We start from the raw sequence: 23129 nt of genomic DNA, 5'->3' as shown, positions 1-23129 counted from the left end.
GGGCTTTTTTGTACTATTATTTAAAAAGAAAATAGGTATCCAAAAAGAAAATCAGTAATTCGGAAATAAAGATATGGTTATTTACCGCTAACTGCGTCAATCTTCCTCACCGCGATATGGAGCCGAGCAGGAATAGACTATGCCCAAATTTAACCGTTATTTTAGAGCTAGTTGTCTGAGTTTTTTACTATTTATAGGCGGTCTTTCCCATGCCCTTGCAGGTGACCCGGGACCTTACCGATTAGTTTTTCTCGATATCTCGCAATCACCGTATCAAGATGGTCAAAAATTATTAATCGAATTACGCAAAATGGAACGGCTTTCTTCAGTTCAAAGGGATGCCTGCTTTATGTGTAATGGCAGTGATGATGGTGATTCTGATGTGGAAGTGTTGTATGTCTACTCAGTTCCGGTGGGGTTATCCATCGAAACACTCCGTAAAGCCGTCAATGGTGATGTTGAAGCGAGAAACAGTATGCAATCGGTACTGGGTAATTTTAAAGATCAATATGATTATGGCGTGGATGGTTTATTGATTTATAACCATCAAGAGGGAAAAGTGACGGTCTATACGATGGATAACAAAGTCGGTAGTCCATTGCAGTCAGAAACCAAAGCCGTAAAAAGTAAATTACTGCACTCAAGTTTAGATATGTTATTGGAAAAAAGTGCCGCGAAATTAGACCGACCGGTTTAGCATTTTATTAAGGATAATCAATCGGCTTTAGTGTCATTTATCGTCTTAAAAGCATGTCATATTAGCTATCAGAACGGAAAGTCCAAAATTATCAGAATTTCTCATCGAAAAGGGGGCGTTTTGTTAACAAATTGGCTTGCTATTTACAGGTATGACGTGCAAAATGCGCGGACTAAAAAATGACTGATGCCTGATAAAAACCGGCATCGGTTTTTTTGCTTTTTAGGGTTCTTTCATTTTAACGGGGCCGGATATCAGGCCGGATAGATAAATAAATATTTACGTGTAGCTAATATTTCATGCTACAGCTTTGAGGAATGCTTTTATGGCTTACTTTTTCGCACTGGCAGCAGGGCCAAGCGGTCGTCGTTGCCGCATTGATGACTACGGAGCAAACACCGGCTTCGCACAGACGCTTTTCCACTTCTCTTCTTTCTTCTCTGCTTATAGGCAGATGCAAAGTCTTCCCAGTAACTGTCGATTGAGTCGAAGTACGCAATCGAAAGTTATGGGAGGGCTTTATCATGCAAAATAATTCCGTACCTTTAGATATCGGCCACAACCAAACTGGCGCCAATAACCGTGTTCAACTTGCGAAGACATTAACGCTTGTACAAGTTGTTATGATTGGTATTGCGTATATTCAGCCAATGACTATCTTTGATACTTTCGGAATGGTATCAGATAAGACGGGTGGTCACGTCCCGACTTCATACATTATTGCACTTGCTGCGATACTGTTTACTGCGCTGAGCTACGGTAAGCTGGTTAAACGCTTCCCATCAGCCGGTTCAGCCTATACTTATGCCCAGAAATCAATGAGTCCACATATTGGTTTCCTTGTGGGTTGGACATCTTTGCTGTCCTACATTTTTATGCCAATGATCAATATTTTATTGGCGAAAATTTATTTACAAGATATTTTCCCGAACGTTGAACCTGCGTATTTTGTTATTGGCTTGGTCATTTTAATGACGGCTGCTAACTTACGAGGCATCAACGTGATTGCAAACTTAAGTACTGTAATTGCGATTATCCAAATGGGGGTAATGGCGGTATTTACAGGTTTAGTGATCCACGGGGTTTCAAATGGTGAAGGGACAGGGGAGATCTGGACATTCAATCCATTTGCGAATGAAAAAACGGAAATGATCCCGCTGATAGCTGGGGCAACCATACTCTGTTTCTCATTCTTAGGTTTTGATGGGTTAAGTTCACTGTCAGAAGAGACACCAAACGCAGGTAAAGTCATTCCTCGTGCAATTTTCTTAACTGCACTGATTGGTGGTGTGATCTTTATTACCGTTTCGTTCTTCTTACAGCAATTTTTCCCAGACGTTTCACGCTTTGCGAATATTAACGAAACACAGCCTGACATTATGCGATTTGTGGCCGGGTCATTCTTCCAAGCCATTATTCTTGTGTTCTCCTGTGTCACGGTATTAGCATCGGGTATGGCGGCTCATGCGGGTAGTGCGCGTTTAATGTATGTAATGGGTCGTGATGGCGTATTCCCAGAAAAAGTGTTCGGCTACGTTAGCCCAACATGGCGTACACCAGCTTATAACGTCTTATTAGTTGGCTTCTTAGCCCTCGGCGCTATCTGGTTTGAGATGGATTTTGCAACCGCATTAATTAACTTTGGTGCGCTGATTGCATTTACATTCGTCAATATTTCAGTCATCAGCCAATTCTTTATCCGTGAACGTCGTATTAAAGGCTTCAAGAACATCATGAACTATTTGATATTACCGATCATCGGTACGCTAACAGTCTGTGTGCTGTGGTTGAATATCGAAGAAGATTCAATGGTTTATGGTTTGATTTGGACGGCGGTTGGTCTGGTGTATATGGCGGTGCTGACACGTATGTTCCGTAGGCCGATGCCGCAGATGAGCGACGTGTGATTTTCTCGTTGTATTTCATGTTGTAGCGTTTTGGCTACAACAATGAAATAGTTAGAGAAATCAATTCTTCATACTTCGCGCCGTAGCGTTGTTGGCATCATAAAGTCACCCGAATCACATACTCATGTATGCTCATCGGGATGACTTTATTCGCCGCCTAGCTACAACACGAATTATTTTGAATGTATGCAAGCAACAAAATAATTTAACGGCAAACGGCAAACGGCAAACGGCAAACGGCAAACGGCAAACGGCTAATCAAAATTGAAGACTAATAAAAACAGCGCCTTTGGGTGCTGTTTTTGTTTCTAAAGGGTATTAATAATTTCTTAACATATTAATCTTATGTGATATTGTGGATGGGTTTAATGACAAGACCCTGACAGGAAGGCATGAGATGAATGATGTAAAAAATCCTGAGAACCAACGATTATTACTCACACTCAGGAACATTGTTGGCAAAAAGAATATCCTTACCGAACCCCATAAAACAGAACGTTATCGCAAAGGCTTCCGCTCCGGGGTGGGTGATGCCATTGCCGTTGTATTCCCAACCACGTTACTCGAACAGTGGTATGTATTTAAAGCCTGTGTCGAAGCTGACAAAATTGTGATCATGCAAGCGGCAAACACGGGGCTCACCGAAGGCTCAACCCCAAGCGGTTATGATTATGATCGCGATATCGTCATTATCAGCACGTTACGCCTAAATCAAATTCAAGTCCTACCCGAATTTAACCAAGTGGTCGCGATGCCGGGTAGTACGCTCTATGACCTCGAGAAAATCCTCAAGCCACTGGGGCGTGAACCTCACTCTTTAATTGGCTCTTCATGTATTGGTGCCTCCGTTGTGGGAGGGATCTGTAACAGCTCTGGTGGCTCCCTTGTCCGTCGTGGCCCTGCCTATACTGAGTTAGCTTTATATGGACGCGTCAATGAAGATGGCAAAGTTGAGCTGGTAAACCATTTAGGTATCGAATTGGGGAAAACCCCAGAAGAGATCTTAACTAACCTACAAAACCGCCGTTATAGCAGCGAAGATATTGAAAATAGCGAAAAGTTGGCATCTGACCATGATTACGCAGAACGTGTGCGTGATGTCGACGCAGACACACCATCGCGCTTTAATGCGGATGAGCGTCGTTTGTTTGAGGCCTCTGGCTGTGCGGGTAAATTAGCTGTTTTCGCTGTTCGTTTAGACACTTTCCCTGCGGACAAAGCCACCCAAGTTTTCTATATTGGTTCGAACAATCCAGATGTCCTTGAAGACATTCGTCGCCATATCTTGAGTGAGTTTGAAAACTTACCTGTCGCGGGTGAGTATATGCACCGTGGCTGCTTTGATATTGCAGAAATTTATGGCAAAGATACGTTCTTAATGATCGATAAATTTGGTACCGACAAAATGCCAACCTTCTTTACCATTAAAGGACGTATGGATGCGGTATTGAATAAAGTACCACTGCTGCCATCAAACTTAATTGACCGTACCATGCAGCTGCTAAGCAAGCTGTGGCCTTCTCATTTACCACCACGCATGAAACAGTTCCGTGACAAGTACGAGCATCATTTAATGCTCAAAATGGCGGGAGACGGTATTGATGAAGCCAAAGTCTGGTTGAAATCCTTCTTCGCCACAGCCGATGGTGGCTATTTTGAATGTACACCGGAAGAAGGTGCAAAAGCATTCTTACATCGCTTTGCCGCTGCGGGATCTGCTGTTCGTTATCATGCCGTCCATAATAATGATGTGGAAGATGTCCTGCCGCTAGACATAGCATTAAGACGCAATGACCGTGATTGGTTTGAAAAACTGCCACCAGAAATTGAAAATCTGATTGTGCATAAATTATATTGCGGACATTTTATGTGCCACGTTATGCATCAAGATTATGTCCTGAAAAAAGGCGTGGATCCGAAAGAGTTAAAACAGAAAATGTTGGAGTTGCTAGATGCGCGGGGCGCTCAGTACCCAGCAGAGCACAATGTTGGGCATTTGTATAAAGCACCGGAACAATTGAAATCGTTCTATAAAGAGTCCGACCCAACAAACACTATGAACCCAGGACTCGGAAAAACCACCAAACGGAAACATTGGGAAGGGGATTGTGGTTGCGACCACTAGATGACTAAAAGATAAAAAATAATAAAAATGGGCAGGTTTTCTGCCCATTTGCATTTCTATCGCTAACTATTAACTTGCTAATTCGGCGGCATAGTTCACTAAGGCTTTTAATTGTTGGCAGCGTTTTTCATCTTCATGATGAACTTCCATGAGCAATTGAATTTGCTGTAGATAATCCGTTAAACGACTTTCAGTAAAATAATCGCGGCGATGCTGTAACCAACGCTGTTGCTCTTCATAAGAGAGTGTTGCAGGGAAATTACGTGCCTTATAACGGAAAAATAGCTCCTTCATACGCTTATCTTCAAAGCTAAGATCTAATGCGGGTAAATTTTGGGGTGGCGTTTCGCGAATAATGTCCATCGTAGAGCGATCGGACGGGCTGAAAAAACCATTATAGATTTGGCTATCCACGTCATTTGACTCTTCAAATTGTTGGGCGACGCTAAACAACTCAATCAGTTTATTACGCACATCAGGGTTCTTACGCAACAATTCTAAATTACGCATACACAGGTCACGGTCAATGCCTGTACGTTCAGCATCCACCGTTCGCAAGGTCTTTTCAGGGGCAAGGATTGGGCATTTGTTAATATGTACCAATTTAACTGGGACGGGGAACTCGTCACCTAATTCGGCTTTCGGTGTGTATAAGCGCTCACGAAGTTCATCCGCATTTAACGTGAGAAGCGGCGACATATCGGCAGACAGGTCACACATAATCACCGCGTTTTTATTCTCCGGGTGCCACGCAAGAGGGGCAACTAAGCTAATATAAGAGCGTACCGCGCCAAACATCCCTGATACATGAACTAACGGGGTCATATCCACGATGTCGATCAGCTGGTTAACTTTGTTTTTATTTCGCAGTTGATAGAAATAATCAAACATGCGGGGTTGAGCTTGTTTTAGCAATTTAGCCATATTGATGGTCGCTAAAACGTCAGACATCGCATCATGGGCATTTTCATGGGCAACGCCGTTAGCTTTGGTTAAATGTTCAAGGCGCAAGCTAGGTAGCCCGTCATCATTTTCTGGCCAGTTGATCCCTTCAGGTCGTAATGCAAAACAAGCGCGTAATGCATCCAGTAAATCCCAGCGAGAATTACCTTGCTGCCAGCTATAGGCATATGGGTCGTAAAAGTTACGATAGAAAATATTTCGCGTCACTTCATCATCAAAGCGAATGTTGTTGTAACCCATAATGCAGGTGTTAGGTACGCTGAATGCGTTATGAATGCGCTTCGCAAATTCCGCTTCATTCACGCCGTTGGCCATCGCGATTTGCGGGGTAATGCCAGTTATCATTACCGCTTCTGGTTGAGGAAGATAATCATCCGTAGGTTTGCAGTAAAATACTTCAGGTTCATCGATGATGTTGAAATCTAAGTCTGTCCGCACACCCGCAAACTGAGCAGGGCGATCCAGAGCCGGATGCTTACCAAATGTTTCATAGTCATGGATAAAGAAGGTCGGCTGATTATGCTTATTTTTCAAAATGAGGTCCATCGTCGATTAGGTGAGTAATGCAAACGCATAAAAGTTTGATGCTATGGTAAACCATCTGGCAGAAAATCTAAACTTATGTGGGGGATAGCGTTGCTAGTGAAGAAAATGGTATGCCAGTTGCATTAATGATGCTGCGTAGTGTTTTTAATGTGGGGTTTCCTGTCGGGGATAATGTTCGATAGAGAGTTTCTCGGGATAAGCCGGACTGTTCGGCTATATCTGCCATCCCTCCTCGAGCTTCAATAATATGGCGTAAAGCTAATAAAAATGCGGCTTGCCCGCCATCTTCATCAATCTGTACAAAGGCTTGCTGTAGGTAAATTGGGATGAGAGTTGGGTCTTTGCGCAGCATTTCAACCACTGCATCGTCATGTAATCGGGATTTAGCCATATTAGTTCCTACCTTAAATAGTCGGTTAGATACTGAATTGCGATACCAATATCTGCTTGCTGTGTTTTTTTCGTACCCATTAAAAGCAGTAAAATAATCTCGTCTCTAACTAAGCTGTAATAGACTCGATATCCAGGTCCTTGCTCAATTTTTAACTCCCATACTCCATCTCGACAGTATTTGTGTTTCCCTAAATTTCCCTTAGCGAGTTGGTTAATACGCATGACCACTTTAATTCTAGCAATTGGGTCTTTGATTTTATCGATGAAATCTGAGCATGGATCTTTACCATCCGTGGTTAAATAATGCCGAATTATACGCATATGTCCTCATGGTATCTTATAGGCTACAATGTTCAAGTGTTTTGTTTCAGTGAAGAACGTTATTACTAACATTGATTAATAAAACAGGCGGAATTTAATGGAGGAAGTTTGTCTGTATGTAAATGGCTTACGAGCACGCTCGCAATTGAAGTCTAAAGATGCATTGGCAATGCAAATCATTAAATTCAAATCAATAAAATAGCGAATGTGTCTTGTAAGGTGACCCTAGAAGAAGGTATTGTGTTAATAGACAATACATTTTGATTATTGAATAGGGGATTTTAAACATGGACAACGCCAACAAACCAACTTTCCAGAATGTACTGGAATTTGTGCGTATGTTTCGTCGTAAAAATAAAATTCGTCGCGAAATCACGGATAACGAAAAGAAAATTCGTGATAACCAAAAGCGTGTTCTGCTGTTAGATAACCTGAGTGAGTATATCAAACCAGGCATGTCCATTGATGATATCCATGGCATCATTGCAAACATGCGTAGCGACTATGATGATCGTATCGATGATTACATCATCAAGAATGCTGAGTTATCCAAAGAGCGTCGCGAGATCTCTAAAAAGCTTAAAGAGATGGGTGAGCTCTCTTCTAAGTTGGATATCAAGTAATCCCCAATCTGAAGTGATTAAGTACGTAGAAAGAGCCGAATTAACGGCTCTTTTTGTTTTTGTGGGTTTTATGCAAGTTCGCGAGGGCGAAATATGTTACCAACAAAAAAGCCTTGATAGTTTCCCATCAAGGCTTTCGTCAGTAACTTGCTAAAATCAGAAGCTAGCAGGTTTTGCCATTTCTGATGTCGCAACATTGGCTGCCACATGTCCACCTGCACCTTTAGATTCAAAGGTTGATGGCTCACGTTGATACTCTTTAATTTCAAAGTCTGAAGCCACTACAGCAGGCGCTGGGGCTTTCGTCATTGGTGAGTATGCATGGCGTTTATGTAAGCTAACTGTATTTGCTGTTGGAGCTGGTTCAATCACGGTAGTTTCAACGACTGCTGCAGTCACTGCGGTTTCAATCACCACATCTGCAACGACAGGTTCAACAACAGTTTTGATTTCTTCAGCGACAGGGACTTCAACCAGGGTTTCAACGACTTCTGATTTTGTCTCTTCGATAACGTCTGCTGCTACATTTTCAGCAACAACATTTTCAACAACAACATTTTCAACAACATCGCTTTCCATTGCAGCGGCTTCAACAACAACGCTGGCTTCAGTTTCTGCTTTTGGTGCTTCGATAACAGTTTCAGTAGCAACTGGGGCTTCAGTGAGCTCGGCTTTCACTTCAACATGTTCAATCGGTGCAGCTACCACAGGCGCTTGAACGGTATTTTGTTGTTCCAGCATCTCTTCATTGGTCATGATAGCCATGCTTTCTTGTTGAGGTTGAACAACAGGGTAGCGAATAAATACTTTACCAGAGGCTAATTCAGGGGAGGCTACAGCCGCCGCTAAAGGCATTGGTGATTTATTCAGATGACGCTCATCACGGTAACGGCGACGACGCTGACCACTCACACGCAGATGACGAGGTGAACGACGAGAACGGCGTGGAATGATGGTGTCTTGTTTTTCATCATCATCCAATTGTTCTGAGTTAGTCGCTAAGTTGTCATCTTCGTCCAGAGAAACATTAGCCTGTTTTTTCTCAACATTCACTGCTGCTGGTAATGCCGCAATCGGCGCAGATTTTTCTGTAACAACGGCGGTATCAGCAACCATTGACGTTTCTGCTGCTTGGTCATTGTCAGTTACACGAATTTTTTGTGTTAATTGACGACGTTCACGACGAGGAGCAACAGGGCGTTGTTCTTCTTCATCTTTTTCTACAGCGGCATTATCAACAGCTGTTTGCTGGTTATCTTGCTGCGTTTTTGCAGTTTGTTGTTGACGTTTTTCATCTTGACGACGACGACGTTCTGCACGCTGATCACGACGTTGCTGCTGATTTTCGCGGTTTGCACTGTCAGTAATTTGCTCTTCAACTTGGTTCGTATTCTTATTATTACGTCCCTTGTTGCGGTTTGCAGCATCTTCAGATTGTGCATTGCGATTATTACGGTTATCGCGATTGTCACGATTGTCGCGGTTATCACGATTTTCGTAATTATCATCGCGGTCGCGACGATTGTTATTACGGCGGTCGTTATTATTGCGACGACGATCATTATTGCGGCGACGGTCATTGTTATTCTGACGAGGTTTCTGCGCTGGTTTTTCAACGGCTTTTTCTTCTTCAGCAAAGAGGCCTTTAAAGAAAGCGGCAATTTTGCTAAATAAACCAACTTTAGGTTGCTCATCCACTTTGGCACGAACTGGTGCTTTAGCCGGAGCTTCTTTTGGTTTCAGTGCAGGAACTTCAACTGGCTCTTGCAGTGCAAATGCTGAAATAGCAGGTTGTTCAGGTGCTTTACGCTCAGTCGTCGCTTCTTCACCGTGGTTTAAGGTTTCAGTTTCATGATACTGGGCTAAGTTGTAGCTCAGGGTTTGAACTTCTTCACCTTTACGGATACGGATGACGTGGAAGTGAGGCGTTTGCATCTGGTCATTCGGTACAATCACAACGCGAACGTTACGCTGACGTTGTTCAATTTCTGTAACTGCTTGGCGTTTTTCGTTTAACAGGTATGACGCGATTTGCACTGGGACAATCGCATGCACTTCATGGGTATTTTCTTTCAGTGCTTCTTCTTCGATTAAACGCAGTACTGACAGTGACAGCGATTCGTTATCACGGATAGTACCCGTACCTGTACAGCGTGGGCAGACGTGATGGCTGGACTCACCCAATGATGGGCTAAGACGCTGACGAGACATTTCTAACAGACCAAAGCGTGAAATACGCGCGATTTGAATACGCGCGCGGTCTTGGCGAACAGCTTCACGTAGGCGGTTTTCAACTTCACGCTGGTGGCGAACTGGAGTCATATCGATAAAGTCGATAACAATCAGTCCACCTAAGTCACGTAAACGTAATTGACGTGCAATTTCGTCAGCGGCTTCAAGGTTGGTATTGAATGCGGTTTCTTCGATATCACCACCACGGGTTGAGCGTGAGGAGTTGATATCAATAGCCGTTAATGCTTCGGTTGTATCGATAACTAACGCACCGCCAGAAGGTAAACGCACTTCACGCTGGAACGCAGATTCGATTTGAGATTCGATTTGATAGTGACTAAATAGAGGAACATCGCCACTATAATGTTTAATTTTACTAGCAAAATCACCACGACCAATCGCTTCGATATGGTTACGTGCCATCTCAACCACTTTCGGGTTATCGATTAGGATTTCGCCGATGTCAGGACGTAAATAATCACGGAAAGCACGGACAATTACATTACTTTCTTGATGGATTAAGAACGGAGCTGGACGGTTTTCTGCGGCTTTTTGAATCGCTTCCCAGTGACGTAAGCGATACAGTAAATCTTGTTGCAGGGATTCTGCTGATTTACCCACACCCGCAGTACGGACGATTAGCCCCATGCCATCTGGAATTTCTAAGCAAGATAATGCTTCTTTTAATTCTGTACGGTCTTCACCTTCGATACGGCGAGAAATACCACCGGCACGTGGGTTGTTTGGCATCAGAACTAAATAACTACCCGCTAAGCTGATGAATGTGGTTAAGGCTGCACCTTTGTTACCACGTTCTTCTTTATCAACTTGAACAATAACCTCTTGGCCTTCTTTCAGCACATCTTTGATGTTAGGACGACCTTGGGAGTGATAATTGCTTGGGAAGTATTCGCGAGCGATTTCTTTGATTGGCAGGAAACCGTGTCTTTCAGCGCCATAATCAACAAAAGCAGCTTCGAGGCTTGGTTCAATACGGGTGATTTTACCTTTATAAATGTTGGCTTTTTTTTGCTCATGACCTGGGCTTTCAATATCCAAATCGTAGAGTCGTTGCCCGTCAACAAGGGCAACACGCAACTCTTCCTGTTGAGTTGCGTTGATTAGCATTCTTTTCATGTTATTACTTACTCATTATTTTTTAAATAATAGAGCAGCGAAAGAAGGAGCTACTGTAAACCGATGGCCTCATGATTTTTACAAAGCCGTCTACCTCTCGGCAGTCGTTCGTATAGAGACGCGCAGTATTCGGTGAACCTGATTTTTAGATTAAAAATTCAGCGTTCTTAATCAGGATGCCGTAGATTTCTTAGAAAACGGAGACTCCCAACCCAATAAGCTAAAATTCGTTGCTCGCTAATTTATTTGATTTAGTTAGATGTCTTACGCCATTGCAGCATCGTTACGCCATCAAATAATAAATTCCTACAGTATTACGTCTAACTTGTATTCTACTAGCTAAAAATAATTATAGCCGAAAGTGCAAAAACACCTAAAGCTAACATAGCAAAGCCAATTTTCGTTTTTAAACATCTTGGCACCGCTTATTATTCCATTGCCAAGTGCATTATAGCAAGTGCAACGTAAGTTATATGGAAATTTTATTAAGAAATTGAGCCGATCATGCAGAAATTGACCAATTTAAAAAAAAACATAAAAAAATTCGTGGAGTCGGTATGATATACCGATGTAAGTGAGACTATTTATTCATCAATCAGAGTTAACGCATTCCCGAATGAACACAGAAAACCAAGTCCAATTTATTGATATTAGCGATGACGAAGCAGGGCAACGCATAGATAATTTCTTGCTGAGCAAGTTAAAAGGTGTTCCTAAGAGCATGATTTATCGCATCATCCGTAAAGGTGAAGTGCGCGTCAACAAAGGGCGAATTAAGCCTGAATACAAACTACTCGAAGGGGATCAAGTTCGCGTCCCGCCAGTGCGTGTTGCTGAGCGTGAAACTGCACCTGTTTCAGCGAAATTGGATAAGGTAGCAGCATTAACGGACTGCATTCTATTTGAAGACGAATCCATTCTAGTCATCAATAAGCCATCAGGCACCGCAGTTCATGGTGGTAGCGGATTAAGCTTCGGTGTGATTGAAGGGTTACGTGCATTACGTCCGGAAGCCCGTTTTTTAGAGCTGGTGCATCGTTTAGACAGAGATACTTCCGGTATCTTATTGGTCGCTAAAAAACGTTCAGCTTTACGTGCTCTTCACGAGCAATTACGTTTAAAACAGATGCAAAAAGATTATTTAGCGTTGGTACGCGGTAATTGGCAGTCACATACTAAAGTTGTACAAGCGCCATTATTGAAGAATATTCTACAAAGCGGTGAGCGTATTGTTCGAGTCAGTAGTGAAGGAAAGCCGTCTGAAACGCGTTTTAAAGTCGAAGAGCGATTTGAAAATGCGACGTTAGTTAAGGCGAGCCCTGTGACTGGACGTACTCATCAGATCCGCGTACATACTTTACACGCAGGTCATCCAATTGCTTTTGATGATCGTTATGGTGATAAGCAATTTGATAGCCAGCTGGCAGAGACAGGATTGAAGCGTTTGTTCTTGCACGCGTATTCACTGAAATTTACTCATCCGAAAACAGGTGAAGAGATGCGAGTTGTTGCACCACTACATAACGATTTGAATCAGTGTCTGAAAGTGTTGAGAGCGAAAAAAGCGCAGTAATAATGATAATAAAGGTTAGCAACACCCTGCAGGTTAGCTAACCTTATTATTTAGTCTAAGAGTGGATTGACCCCATGCTGGCGTAACATTTCCAACAATAAAATAGTTGGCAAACCAATCAGCGTGTTTGGATCTCGCCCTGAAAGTTTATCAAACAGGCTAATGCCTAGTCCTTCCGATTTAAAACTGCCCGCACATTGATAAGGTTCGTCTTTATTTAGGTATTGGGTGATCTCTTCATCCGTGAGCTGTCTAAAATAGACATCGAAGGGTTCGCACTGGAGATTGAATTTACCTGTCGCACTATCTAATAAGCAAAGCCCAGTATAAAAAGTCACCCGATGACCTGACGCTGCCTTGAGTTGTTTAAAGGCATTATCAAAATTATGCGGCTTTCCGACGATTTTATCGTCAATGACGCAAACTTGGTCAGATCCAATAATTAAATGCTGTGGATATTGTTGAGCCAATGCATTGGCTTTTTCGTGAGATAAGCGCATCACTAAAGCTTGAGCCGATTCCTGTAGAACAGGGGTTTCATCAATGTTGGGCGCAGCAGCAAGAAATGGGATGCCCAGCTTCTTAAGTAAGGCTTGTCGGTATTCAGAGGTTGACGCCAAAATAATCGATTTCATGATTTTTCTCGAAACTCATAGCCAAAAGGGTTAACTCATTTTAAACTATATCCGCTTAACCGGCGATTTTTTGGTGAAAAGGCGAGTTTATCCCGCCTTTTTCTTTGACTATAGTTCATTACAAAGTTAATATGCGCGCCTTATGCAAAAGGTAAAATTACCCCTGACTATCGATGCGCAGCGTGCAGCTCAGAAAAACCTCGACTATGTCGGGAGTTACACACCTGAGCAAGTTACACGAATTGCCGAATCAGTAGTCAGTGTAGATAGTGATGTTGAAAGCAAATTATCATTTAAAATTGATAATCAGCGCTTGACGGTCATAGAGGGGCATTCTGAATTGGATGTCACCCTACAATGCCAACGTTGCAGAAAAGATTTCAAACATCATGTCTACGTATCGTATTGTTTTAGTCCTGTCGTCAGTGACGAAAAGGCCGAAGCATTACCGGAACAGTATGAACCAGTTTATGTAGATGAATTTGGTGAAATAAATTTGCTGGGAATGTTAGAAGATGAAATAATTCTATCCCTACCAGTGGTTCCGGTTCATGATTCTGAACACTGTGAAGTGTCCGAAGCGGACATGGTGTATGGTGAACTACCTCCTGAGGTAGAGAAACCAAATCCATTTGCCGTATTAGCCAGTTTAAAGAAAAGTACTTAAGGAGTAAGGTCAATGGCCGTACAACAGAATAAACCAACTCGTTCAAAACGCGGTATGCGTCGTTCACATGATGCACTGACTGCTACCCTAGTTTCTGTAGATAAAACTTCCGGTGAAACTCACCTGCGTCACCACGTGACTGCAGATGGTTACTACCGTGGCCGTAAGGTTATCAGCAAGTAATTGTTGATACTTTGGCTAGTCTAACCATCGCGTTAGATGCCATGGGCGGGGATGTTGGTCCCCGCGTCACGGTGCCTGCTGCATTGCAGGCACTGGCATCTAATCCAGCATTAAAATTACTGCTTGTCGGTCAACCCGAAGCCATTCATCCTTTGCTTGCACAACAAAGTGCGGAGCAAATTTCGCGTATCGAAATTATCCCTGCCGAAAACGTCATTGCTAACGATGCCAAGCCATCCCACGCAATTCGCCAAAGCAAAGGGACGTCAATGCGAGTGGCATTAGAGTTAGTGAAGACAGGTCAAGCACAGGCTTGCGTGAGTGCGGGTAATACGGGTGCATTGATGGGCTTGGCAAAATTGATGTTAAAATCAATTGAAGGTATTGAGCGCCCAGCGTTAATGACCATTTTGCCAAATCAGAAAAAAGGAAAAACCGTTGTCCTCGATTTAGGGGCTAACGTGAATTGCAGCAGTGAAATGCTCGTGCAGTTTGCAGTGATGGGTTCGGTGATGGCGGAAGAAGTTGCCAACATCAATCAACCTAAAGTCGCTTTACTCAATATTGGTGAAGAAGAGAGTAAAGGGCTGGACAATATCCGCGAAGCCGCCGCTATGTTGAAAGAAACGGCGTCAATTAATTACATTGGTTATGTTGAAGGCAACGAGTTGCTGACAGGTAAAACAGATGTATTAGTGTGTGACGGCTTCGCAGGTAATGTCTCACTAAAAACGATGGAAGGGGTGATTCGTGTCATTCTTTCATTGTTAAAATCAGCCGGTGAAGAGAACAAAAAAAGCAGTTGGTTTATGCAACTCGCTAAGAAATGGTTGAAAAAACGGCTAATGAAGCGTTTTGGGGATATGAACCCCGACCAGTATAACGGCGCGACTCTGTTAGGATTAAAAGGGATTGTTATCAAAAGCCATGGCGCAGCGAATGAAAATGCGTTTAAAGCCGCAATTGAGCGTGCGGTACAGGCTGTTGAACGACAAGTTCCCGAAAGAATAACAGCTCGACTTAATATTGTTTTACCCAGGAGTGATCAATAACCTATGTACAGTAAAATATTAGGAACAGGCAGCTATTTGCCATCGCAAGTTCGTACCAATGCTGATCTGGAAAAAATGGTTGATACTTCTGATGAATGGATTGTAACGCGTACGGGTATTAAAGAGAGACGAATTTCAGCTGACGATGAGAACGTGTCCACAATGGGTTTCCAAGCAGCAAAAAATGCGCTGGAAATGGCACAGGTCGACAGCAGTGAAATTGGTTTAATTATTGTCGCGACAACCTCCGCAACCCATGCATTCCCAAGCGCAGCCTGTCAAATTCAGCAAATGCTGGAAATTAATGATTGCGCGGCATTTGATGTGGCAGCGGCTTGTGCTGGTTTTACTTATGCTATCAGTATCGCTGATCAGTTCGTTAAAACGGGCATGACCAAAAAAGCACTGGTAATTGGTGCGGATGCGTTATCTAAAACGTTAGACCCAAATGATCGCGGAACCATTATTCTATTTGGTGATGCCGCGGGTGCTGTGGTGATCGGTGCTTCTGAAGAACCAGGGATCATTTCTACACATCTACATGCCGACGGGCGTTATGGGGATTTACTCTCCTTACCAAACCGTAGCCGCTGTTCAGATGACCAAGCTTACTTGTCCATGACAGGTAATGAAGTATTCAAAGTTGCTGTGCGTGAATTAGCCCATATTGTCGATGAGACATTGGCGCAAAACGACATTGCAAAAGAAGAACTTGATTGGTTAGTACCACATCAAGCAAATTTACGAATTATTTCCGCGACCGCAAAGAAATTGGATATGACCATGGATAAAGTGGTTGTTACGCTGGATCGTCATGGAAATACTTCTGCGGCATCAGTCCCAACAGCACTCGATGAAGCAGTGCGCGATGGTCGCATTCAGCGTGGCCAATTAGTGTTATTAGAAGCATTTGGTGGCGGCTTTACTTGGGGCTCCGCACTGGTTCGTTTTTAATTTACTGAGAAAACAGACATGACACAATTTGCTATGGTATTCCCGGGACAAGGTTCCCAATCTTTAGGGATGTTAGCTGATTTAGCAGAACAAAATCAGCTGGTTAAAGAAACATTCGCTGAAGCGTCTGAAGCATTGGGTTACGATCTCTGGGCATTAGTTCAAAATGGACCAGAAGAAGAGTTAAACAAAACATGGCAGACTCAACCTGCATTATTAGCAGCGTCAGTGGCTATCTTCCGTGTTTGGCAAGCAAAAAATGGCAAAATGCCTACGTTGATGGCGGGTCACAGCCTTGGCGAATATTCAGCATTAGTTTGTGCGGGTGTTATCGACTTCAAACAAGCCATTAAATTGGTAGAACTGCGCGGCAAACTGATGCAAGAAGCGGTTCCTGAAGGCACTGGCGCAATGTATGCAATCATCGGTTTAGATAACGAATCTATCGAGAAAGCATGCCAAGAAGCGGCGCAAGGGCAGGTGGTTTCACCTGTGAACTTTAACTCACCAGGCCAAGTTGTTATTGCTGGCGAGAAAGCTGCTGTTGAGCGCGCAGGTGCTGCTTGTAAAGAAGCTGGCGCCAAACGTGCGTTGCCACTGTCTGTTAGCGTGCCTTCCCACTGTGCATTAATGAAGCCAGCTGCAGATAAATTAGCTGAAGCATTAGAAAAAATTGAATTTTGTGAGCCGGCCTATCCTGTTATCAACAACGTTGATGTTAAAATGGAAACGTCTGCGAAAAATATCCGTGATGCATTAGTGCGCCAATTATATAATCCGGTGCGCTGGACTGAAACAGTCGAATTCATGGCGGAACAAGGCATTGAGCAATTGGTTGAAATGGGTCCAGGCAAAGTTCTGACTGGTCTAACCAAGCGAATTGTCTCTAATTTAACTGCCGTTGCAGTCAATGATCCTGTATCATTAGACTCGGCTTTAGAAACTATCTGAGGACGACAATGAGCTTTGAAGGAAAAATTGCACTGGTAACTGGTGCGAGCCGCGGGATCGGTAAAGCAATCGCTTTAACCTTAACTGCACGCGGTGCGACTGTTATCGGTACGGCAACAAGCGAAAAAGGCGCGGAAGCGATTACTACCTATTTAGATGGGAAAGGTAAAGGCTTAGCGTTAAACGTGACAGATCCTGCATCAATTGAAGAAACATTGACCCAGATCCGTGCGGAATTTGGCGAAATTGATATTTTGGTCAATAATGCAGGTATTACGCGTGATAACTTATTGATGCGTATGAAGGATGATGAGTGGCAAGATATTATTGACACGAATCTTTCATCCGTTTACCGTTTGTCTAAATCCGTTTTGCGTGCCATGATGAAAAAGCGTTGTGGGCGAATTATTTCCATTGCATCTGTTGTGGGTGTTATGGGAAATGCGGGACAAACAAACTACGCGGCAGCGAAAGCTGGGCTGATTGGTTTTAGTAAATCATTAGCTCGTGAAGTCGCTTCTCGTGGTATCACTGTTAACGTTGTAGCGCCCGGTTTTATCGAAACTGATATGACTAAGGCATTGACAGACGAACAACGTGCAGGCATTTTATCTCAGGTTCCTGCGGATAGACTGGGTGATGCACAAGAAATTGCCAGTGCTGTAGCATTTTTAGCTTCTGACGAAGCTGCTTACATCACGGGTGAAACATTGCATGTCAATGGTGGCATGTACATGATCTAAAGAAATGAGGGAACCATTTGCATATTTTTGTGTTGCCTAATGCAAAATTATGCAAAATAATGGTTTCCACAGCCGGGATTGGGTTGTATCTTTTCCTGTATTTCATAAACTACGAAAACCATCGCGAAAGCGAGTTTTGATAGGAATTTTAATAGTATGAGCACTATCGAAGAACGCGTTAAGAAAATCATCGTTGAACAACTGGGTGTTAAAGAGGAAGAAGTTGTGAATACAGCTTCATTTGTTGATGACTTGGGCGCTGATTCTCTTGACACAGTAGAACTGGTTATGGCTCTGGAAGAAGAGTTCGATTGCGAAATCCCTGACGAAGAAGCTGAAAAGATCACTACAGTACAGGCTGCAATTGACTACGTCAAAGCATCTGAGTAATAGCGGTAAAACTTATCTAGGCGATCATTCGATCGCCTATGTTTCTTTTGTAACTAATTCCCTCCTTGGAGGACATACGTGTCTAAGCGTCGTGTAGTTGTAACCGGACTTGGCATGTTATCTCCTGTCGGCAATACAGTTGATTCATCATGGAAAGCTGTTTGTGGCGGACAGAGTGGTATCAGCCTAATTGATCATTTTGATACTACTAACCACGCAACTAAATTTGCAGGCTTAGTAAAAGATTTCAATTACGAAGATTTTGACATCTCTCGCAAAGATGCGAAGAAGATGGACCCATTCATTCAGTATGGCATTGCAGCTGGTTATCAAGCCATCAAAGATTCTGGATTGGAAGTAACAGAAGCCAATGCTACTCGTATCGGTTTAGCGATTGGTTCTGGTATTGGCGGGTTAGGTCTCATTCAAGACAACTGTGAATCGATGTTACACGGTGGTCCTCGCAAAGTGAGCCCATTCTTCGTACCTTCAACAATTATCAACATGGCTGCTGGTCACTTAAGCATCATGTATGGTCTCCGTGGTCCAAGCATTTCAATTGCAACAGCTTGTACATCAGGCGTTCATAATATTGGACACGCAGCACGTATGATTGCGTACGGCGATGCAGACGTAATGCTGGCTGGCGGTACTGAAAAAGCAACAACACCATTAGGTGTGGCGGGCTTTGGTGCAGCGCGTGCATTATCAACCCGTAATGATGACCCACAAGCGGCTAGTCGCCCATGGGACAAAGACCGTGACGGTTTTGTTCTTGGTGATGGCGCAGGGATCATCGTACTTGAAGAATATGAACATGCTAAAGCGCGTGGTGCGAAAATTTACGCAGAAATCGCAGGCTTTGGTATGAGCAGTGATGCTTACCACATGACGTCACCACCAGAAAATGGTGAAGGCGCTGCATTAGCGATGAAAAATGCGCTAAACGATGCAGGCGTTAAGCCAAGTGATATTGGCTATATCAATGCTCACGGTACATCAACACCAGCAGGTGACTTAGCGGAAGCGCAAGCGGTTATCTCTGTATTTGGCGAAGACACAAAAGTATTAGTCAGTTCAACAAAATCCATGACAGGTCACTTATTAGGTGCAGCGGGTGCAGTTGAATCTATCTTCACTATTCTGTCTCTGTGCGACCAAATCGTTCCACCAACAATCAACTTAGATAATCCTGATGAAGGTTGTAAGCTTGATTTTGTTCCTGGTGAAGCCCGTAAAGTTGAAAACATGGAGTATGCTCTGTGTAACTCATTCGGCTTTGGTGGTACTAACGGTTCCTTAATTTTCCGTCGCTATCACGCGGAATAATCAATAATACCGTGCATTTCTAAGCTCCAGTGTCTTTGATGCTGGGGCTTTATTTTTGCCTTCTTTTTGCAGTACTCTTTGCTTTAGTTTATGATATTACACACTATGTTACTGCCTGATTTATCAGCTTTTATTATAAGAAATGGTCATGACTTATTGGGTTAACGGGGTTTCTTGTCAACAAATTGATATTACCGATCGCGCTATCGCCTTTGGTGATGGCTGCTTTACGACTATCCATGGCGTGAATCAACAAGCAAAGATGTTAGATAAGCATATTTTACGCTTACAGCAAGATTCCGCTCGACTCAAATTACCAGTGATAGATTGGCCACAACTGACGCAACATATTGAAGAGATTTGTGAACAACAAACTGATGAAGAGTTTGTGGTGAAGGTCATGTTAAGTCGTGGGCAGGGTGGTCGAGGTTATAGCTCTCAAGGGTTTGAACACCCGACAATCATCGTAATGGTTTCGCCTTTCCCGAAACACTACGCCGCATTACAGTGCCAAGGGGCATCATTGTTGCTCAGCCAAATTCCATTAAGCCGCAATCCACTCTTAGCAGGCATGAAGCACTTAAATCGCTTAGAGCAAGTGTTGATCCGCCAAGAAATTGACGATGCTAAATTGGATGAAGCCGTGGTGTTGGATACGAATGGCGTCATTGTTGAATGCTGTAGCGCCAATATTTTTTGGCGTATAGGGCGTGATGTTTATACGCCTATTCTTAGTCACTCCGGCGTTAATGGATTAATGAGACAAAAGATCATAGCGCAGCTCAATAATAGCCAGTACCATCTGGCAGAAGTTGAGCGCTTTCCTGCCATTTTGACTCAATGTGATGAAGTGATTATTTGCAATGCTTTAATGCCGGTTTTACCGGTGAAAAGCATCCGATTTTCAGAGGATAAAACAATCAGTTATCAATCAAGAGAACTGTTTGAGTATTTACTATTACAGCGACAAATTTAAAGCTGATAACCATTTAACTCTTATCATTCATCGACAAAAAATACATTTAAGTGACCCATAATGAAATTAGCGAAAAAAATAACACTGATTGTCTTTGTCCTTGCGGTTATCGGCGCGATTGTGGTGTATCTGCAATATCGCCAAGTTCTTGATTATGCGAAAAAGCCTATCAACGTTGTCCAAGAGACAATCTTTACTGTGCCTGCTGGGACAGGGCGAGTGGCCTTAGAAGGGTTGCTTATCAAGGAAAAATTTATTGAAGAGGGTCATAATTTTCAACTTCTTCTAAAAGCACGCCCTGAATTAGCTCAGTTCAAAGCGGGAACCTATCGCTTACAGCCAAACATGACGGTGGAGCAATTATTAGCGTTGATTGCCAGTGGCAAAGAAGCACAATTTAGTATTCGTTTTATTGAAGGTAACAAACTGGCGGATTGGAGCAATATTTTGCGTGACGCTCCTTATATGCAACATAAGACTCAAGATGCTACGCCAACTGAGCTTTATGCCATGCTGGATTTTAAAGAGGGTGATAACCTTGAAGGTTGGTTATACCCTGATACCTATTTATACACTGCGGGCACTAGTGATGTTGAAATACTTAAGCGTGCTTATAAACGTATGCAAGCCGCGGTGGAAGAAGAGTGGAAAGGTCGCGATAAAGATCTACCCTATAAGAATGCCTATGAAATGTTGATCATGGCATCGATTGTTGAAAAAGAGACTGGCGTGGACAACGAACGTGCACAGGTTGCTTCGGTATTTGTGAATCGCTTGAAGAAAAACATGCGCTTACAAACAGACCCTACGGTTATCTACGGGTTAGGGGAAAACTATCGTGGTAAAATTTATCGCAGTGACTTAGATAACTACACCGCGTATAACACGTATAAAATTGATGGTTTACCACCAACGCCAATTGCCATGCCGAGCCTTGCCTCAATAAAAGCGGCGGCTCACCCAGCAAAAACAGATTATTTATACTTTGTCGCCGATGGTACAGGTGGACATACTTTTAGTCGCAATCTTAATGACCATAACCGCGCTGTTAAGGTTTACCGACAAATTGAGCAAAAGAATTGATAAACGAAATGAAAAACCAATTTATTGTTATTGAAGGATTAGAAGGTGCGGGTAAAACGACGGCAATCAACACCGTTGTTGACACATTAAAGCAAGCTGGCATCCATGATATGGTATTTACCCGCGAACCGGGTGGTACGCCGCTTGCGGAAAAACTACGTGAATTGATAAAGCAAGGCATTGAAGGTGATAGAGTCACCGACAAAGCTGAGCTATTAATGTTGTACGCGGCACGTGTTCAGTTAGTTGATACCGTCATCAAACCTGCACTTGCAGCAGGAAAATGGGTTATTGGTGATAGACACGATTTATCCTCCCAAGCTTATCAAGGTGGTGGTCGTGAAATCGATCGCCATTTAATGGCCTCATTAAGAGATTTAGTTCTTGGTGAATTTAAACCAGCTCTGACTCTTTATTTAGATTTACCGCCAGAATTGGGTTTACAACGAGCTCGTTCTCGCGGTGAATTAGACCGTATTGAGAAAGAATCGCTGGCTTTCTTTGAACGCACCCGAGCGCGTTATTTAGAACTGGCTGCGGCAGATGACACTATTTTAATCATCGATGCGAGTCAAAATATTGAACAAGTGCAAGCCGATATTCGCAGCACATTACTGACATGGCTGGCAAAATAAGGCACTAATGATGAATTGGTATCCATGGCTTAATGAAACTTACCGTCAATTAATTAGCGCTTATCAGGCAGGGCGTGGACACCACGCGTTGTTGATTCACTCAATAGCGGGCAATGGGGCTGAAGCATTAAGCTATGGTGTGAGCCGTTGGTTGATTTGCCAAAATAAAGATGGTTTAAAAAGCTGTGGAGAATGCCATAGTTGCCGCTTAATGTTGGCAGGTACACATCCTGATTATCATGTTCTAGAACCTGAAAAAGGGAAAACGACCATCAGTGTTGATGCGGTTCGTAAGCTAACTGATACATTAAGTGGTCATGCGCAGCAAAGTGGTGCAAAAGTCGTTTCCATTCCCGATGCACAAGTATTGACGGATGCTGCGGCTAACGCGCTGCTCAAAACCTTAGAAGAACCCGCAGGGCAGACCTACTTTTTATTAAGCTGTGAAAAATTAGATAGCTTGCTGGCCACATTAAGAAGTCGCTGTTTAACTCACTTTTTACCGGCGCCTGACCAGCAAGTTGCGTTGTATTGGCTGCAAAAACAGCAGGCGGGTTTATCCGTAGAGGATGCAGTGACTGCGTTAACCTTGTGCCAAGGCGCGCCTGTTGCCGCTTTACAGTTGCTTGAGCCGGAGCAGTGGCAACGACGTCTGCTATTGTGCAACGAGTTAGAGCAGAGCTTACGTCAGAAAGATTTTTTAAAGCTTCTGCCAGCGTTAAATACCGACAATGGGCCTGAATGCATTAATTGGCTACTCGGGTTAATTGCCGATGGCATAAAATTGCAGCAAAAAGCAGGACAGTATGTTGTTAACCAAGATAAAATGGCGTGCGTCACTTTGTTGGCAACATCCATGAGCAGCTCGCAGCTATTAGATGTGTATAGCCAGTGGCAAGCGTGTCGTTATCAGCTATTAACCGTGCCTGCGCTGAACCAGGAATTGATCCTGACCAACCAATTATTACACTGGGAAGCGTTATTCGCTTCGCCTTCAAGATAAAAAGAGTAGAC

At 43.2% G+C, this 23129-nt stretch carries 22 protein-coding genes; 17 read left to right on the top strand and 5 right to left on the bottom strand.

The genetic code is table 11. From position 1 onward, the window contains the following. The first annotated feature begins 139 nt into the window (after positions 1-139). The 3 genes from H0913_RS11215 (at position 140) to dld (ending at position 4729) form a co-directional block, all read left to right on the top strand. Complete coding sequence (locus H0913_RS11215) at positions 140-697, top strand: hypothetical protein (RefSeq protein ID WP_181477259.1); 558 nt, start codon at positions 140-142, stop codon at positions 695-697. 524 nt (positions 698-1221) lie between these two features. Next, a complete protein-coding gene (locus H0913_RS11210; RefSeq protein ID WP_132495302.1) occupies positions 1222-2604 on the top strand; it encodes an APC family permease in 1383 nt (460 codons plus the stop codon). Positions 2605-3001: 397 nt separating this feature from the next. Further along, entirely contained in the window at positions 3002-4729 is a 1728-nt protein-coding gene (gene dld, locus H0913_RS11205) for a D-lactate dehydrogenase (RefSeq protein ID WP_181477258.1), read from the top strand. Positions 4730-4798: 69 nt separating this feature from the next. Here the strand turns inward: dld and sbcB are convergent, their stop codons facing one another. From sbcB to H0913_RS11190, 3 genes are all read right to left on the bottom strand, one after another. Then, a complete protein-coding gene (sbcB, locus tag H0913_RS11200; protein ID WP_181477257.1) occupies positions 4799-6238 on the bottom strand; it encodes an exodeoxyribonuclease I in 1440 nt (479 codons plus the stop codon). A gap of 73 nt (positions 6239-6311) precedes the next feature. Continuing rightward, positions 6312-6629, bottom strand: a complete 318-nt coding sequence (locus H0913_RS11195) for an addiction module antidote protein (RefSeq protein WP_154639312.1) — start codon at positions 6627-6629, stop codon at positions 6312-6314. Positions 6630-6637: 8 nt separating this feature from the next. Further along, complete coding sequence (locus tag H0913_RS11190) at positions 6638-6952, bottom strand: type II toxin-antitoxin system RelE/ParE family toxin (protein ID WP_154603570.1); 315 nt, start codon at positions 6950-6952, stop codon at positions 6638-6640. Positions 6953-7239: 287 nt separating this feature from the next. On the opposite strand from H0913_RS11190, the gene tmaR reads away from it, so the two are divergent. Beyond that, positions 7240-7575, top strand: coding sequence for a PTS system regulator TmaR (tmaR, locus tag H0913_RS11185; protein WP_132495292.1), 336 nt, complete (start codon positions 7240-7242; stop codon positions 7573-7575). Positions 7576-7731: 156 nt separating this feature from the next. Here tmaR and rne read toward each other — a convergent pair whose 3' ends face one another. Further along, positions 7732-10944, bottom strand: coding sequence for a ribonuclease E (gene rne, locus H0913_RS11180; protein ID WP_181477256.1), 3213 nt, complete (start codon positions 10942-10944; stop codon positions 7732-7734). A 616-nt stretch (positions 10945-11560) separates the two neighbouring features. Here rne and rluC point away from each other — a divergent pair. Then, positions 11561-12517 (top strand): 23S rRNA pseudouridine(955/2504/2580) synthase RluC, encoded by a 957-nt coding sequence (gene rluC, locus H0913_RS11175; RefSeq protein WP_181477255.1) that lies wholly within the window; start codon positions 11561-11563, stop codon positions 12515-12517. A gap of 50 nt (positions 12518-12567) precedes the next feature. On the opposite strand, the gene H0913_RS11170 is transcribed toward rluC, so the two are convergent. Continuing rightward, positions 12568-13152, bottom strand: coding sequence for a Maf family protein (locus H0913_RS11170; RefSeq protein ID WP_154603575.1), 585 nt, complete (start codon positions 13150-13152; stop codon positions 12568-12570). A gap of 142 nt (positions 13153-13294) precedes the next feature. Between H0913_RS11170 and yceD the strand changes: the two genes are divergently transcribed. The 12 genes from yceD to holB all read left to right on the top strand — a co-directional run bounded on the left by yceD (position 13295) and on the right by holB (position 23118). Continuing rightward, positions 13295-13819, top strand: coding sequence for a 23S rRNA accumulation protein YceD (yceD, locus tag H0913_RS11165; protein WP_036953067.1), 525 nt, complete (start codon positions 13295-13297; stop codon positions 13817-13819). A 12-nt stretch (positions 13820-13831) separates the two neighbouring features. Further along, positions 13832-14002 (top strand): 50S ribosomal protein L32, encoded by a 171-nt coding sequence (gene rpmF / locus H0913_RS11160; RefSeq protein ID WP_006660802.1) that lies wholly within the window; start codon positions 13832-13834, stop codon positions 14000-14002. 11 nt (positions 14003-14013) lie between these two features. Continuing rightward, entirely contained in the window at positions 14014-15054 is a 1041-nt protein-coding gene (gene plsX, locus H0913_RS11155) for a phosphate acyltransferase PlsX (RefSeq protein ID WP_071992158.1), read from the top strand. Between the two features lie 3 nt (positions 15055-15057). Next, entirely contained in the window at positions 15058-16008 is a 951-nt protein-coding gene (locus H0913_RS11150) for a beta-ketoacyl-ACP synthase III (RefSeq protein WP_036953071.1), read from the top strand. A gap of 18 nt (positions 16009-16026) precedes the next feature. Then, positions 16027-16959 (top strand): ACP S-malonyltransferase, encoded by a 933-nt coding sequence (gene fabD / locus H0913_RS11145; protein ID WP_154639314.1) that lies wholly within the window; start codon positions 16027-16029, stop codon positions 16957-16959. 8 nt (positions 16960-16967) lie between these two features. Continuing rightward, the gene (fabG, locus tag H0913_RS11140) at positions 16968-17702 is read left to right on the top strand and encodes a 3-oxoacyl-ACP reductase FabG (protein WP_154603577.1); all 735 of its coding nucleotides are present in this window, start codon (positions 16968-16970) and stop codon (positions 17700-17702) included. A gap of 156 nt (positions 17703-17858) precedes the next feature. Further along, a complete protein-coding gene (acpP, locus tag H0913_RS11135; protein ID WP_006660807.1) occupies positions 17859-18092 on the top strand; it encodes an acyl carrier protein in 234 nt (77 codons plus the stop codon). A 78-nt stretch (positions 18093-18170) separates the two neighbouring features. Next, positions 18171-19421, top strand: a complete 1251-nt coding sequence (fabF, locus tag H0913_RS11130) for a beta-ketoacyl-ACP synthase II (RefSeq protein WP_181477254.1) — start codon at positions 18171-18173, stop codon at positions 19419-19421. A gap of 148 nt (positions 19422-19569) precedes the next feature. Beyond that, complete coding sequence (gene pabC / locus H0913_RS11125; protein WP_154603578.1) at positions 19570-20397, top strand: aminodeoxychorismate lyase; 828 nt, start codon at positions 19570-19572, stop codon at positions 20395-20397. A 60-nt stretch (positions 20398-20457) separates the two neighbouring features. Then, positions 20458-21480, top strand: coding sequence for an endolytic transglycosylase MltG (mltG, locus tag H0913_RS11120; protein WP_154603579.1), 1023 nt, complete (start codon positions 20458-20460; stop codon positions 21478-21480). A gap of 8 nt (positions 21481-21488) precedes the next feature. After that, positions 21489-22115 carry a dTMP kinase gene (tmk, locus tag H0913_RS11115; RefSeq protein ID WP_181477253.1) on the top strand — a complete coding sequence of 209 codons (627 nt, stop codon included), beginning with the start codon at positions 21489-21491 and terminating at the stop codon, positions 22113-22115. A 10-nt stretch (positions 22116-22125) separates the two neighbouring features. Next, the gene (gene holB, locus H0913_RS11110) at positions 22126-23118 is read left to right on the top strand and encodes a DNA polymerase III subunit delta' (protein ID WP_181478763.1); all 993 of its coding nucleotides are present in this window, start codon (positions 22126-22128) and stop codon (positions 23116-23118) included. Positions 23119-23129 lie beyond the last annotated feature (11 nt).

It is taken from the genome of Providencia rettgeri (assembly GCF_013702265.1).
In the GTDB taxonomy this organism is placed as follows: domain Bacteria; phylum Pseudomonadota; class Gammaproteobacteria; order Enterobacterales; family Enterobacteriaceae; genus Providencia; species Providencia zhijiangensis.
This window is presented reverse-complemented; position numbering and strand designations above follow the sequence as displayed.

Excerpts from the sequence above, each read along its gene's own strand:
- fabG (WP_154603577.1), top strand. The coding sequence starts at position 16,968 with ATGAGCTTTGAAGGAAAAATTGCACTGGTAACTGGTGCGAGCCGCGGG.
- tmaR (WP_132495292.1), top strand. The coding sequence starts at position 7,240 with ATGGACAACGCCAACAAACCAACTTTCCAGAATGTACTGGAATTTGTG.
- sbcB (WP_181477257.1), bottom strand. The coding sequence starts at position 6,238 with ATGGACCTCATTTTGAAAAATAAGCATAATCAGCCGACCTTCTTTATC.
- pabC (WP_154603578.1), top strand. The coding sequence starts at position 19,570 with ATGACTTATTGGGTTAACGGGGTTTCTTGTCAACAAATTGATATTACC.
- yceD (WP_036953067.1), top strand. The coding sequence starts at position 13,295 with ATGCAAAAGGTAAAATTACCCCTGACTATCGATGCGCAGCGTGCAGCT.
- tmk (WP_181477253.1), top strand. The coding sequence starts at position 21,489 with ATGAAAAACCAATTTATTGTTATTGAAGGATTAGAAGGTGCGGGTAAA.
- H0913_RS11150 (WP_036953071.1), top strand. The coding sequence starts at position 15,058 with ATGTACAGTAAAATATTAGGAACAGGCAGCTATTTGCCATCGCAAGTT.
- mltG (WP_154603579.1), top strand. The coding sequence starts at position 20,458 with ATGAAATTAGCGAAAAAAATAACACTGATTGTCTTTGTCCTTGCGGTT.
- acpP (WP_006660807.1), top strand. The coding sequence starts at position 17,859 with ATGAGCACTATCGAAGAACGCGTTAAGAAAATCATCGTTGAACAACTG.
- rne (WP_181477256.1), bottom strand. The coding sequence starts at position 10,944 with ATGAAAAGAATGCTAATCAACGCAACTCAACAGGAAGAGTTGCGTGTT.
- holB (WP_181478763.1), top strand. The coding sequence starts at position 22,126 with ATGAATTGGTATCCATGGCTTAATGAAACTTACCGTCAATTAATTAGC.
- rluC (WP_181477255.1), top strand. The coding sequence starts at position 11,561 with ATGAACACAGAAAACCAAGTCCAATTTATTGATATTAGCGATGACGAA.
- H0913_RS11170 (WP_154603575.1), bottom strand. The coding sequence starts at position 13,152 with ATGAAATCGATTATTTTGGCGTCAACCTCTGAATACCGACAAGCCTTA.
- H0913_RS11190 (WP_154603570.1), bottom strand. The coding sequence starts at position 6,952 with ATGCGTATAATTCGGCATTATTTAACCACGGATGGTAAAGATCCATGC.
- fabD (WP_154639314.1), top strand. The coding sequence starts at position 16,027 with ATGACACAATTTGCTATGGTATTCCCGGGACAAGGTTCCCAATCTTTA.
- H0913_RS11210 (WP_132495302.1), top strand. The coding sequence starts at position 1,222 with ATGCAAAATAATTCCGTACCTTTAGATATCGGCCACAACCAAACTGGC.
- H0913_RS11215 (WP_181477259.1), top strand. The coding sequence starts at position 140 with ATGCCCAAATTTAACCGTTATTTTAGAGCTAGTTGTCTGAGTTTTTTA.
- dld (WP_181477258.1), top strand. The coding sequence starts at position 3,002 with ATGAATGATGTAAAAAATCCTGAGAACCAACGATTATTACTCACACTC.
- rpmF (WP_006660802.1), top strand. The coding sequence starts at position 13,832 with ATGGCCGTACAACAGAATAAACCAACTCGTTCAAAACGCGGTATGCGT.
- H0913_RS11195 (WP_154639312.1), bottom strand. The coding sequence starts at position 6,629 with ATGGCTAAATCCCGATTACATGACGATGCAGTGGTTGAAATGCTGCGC.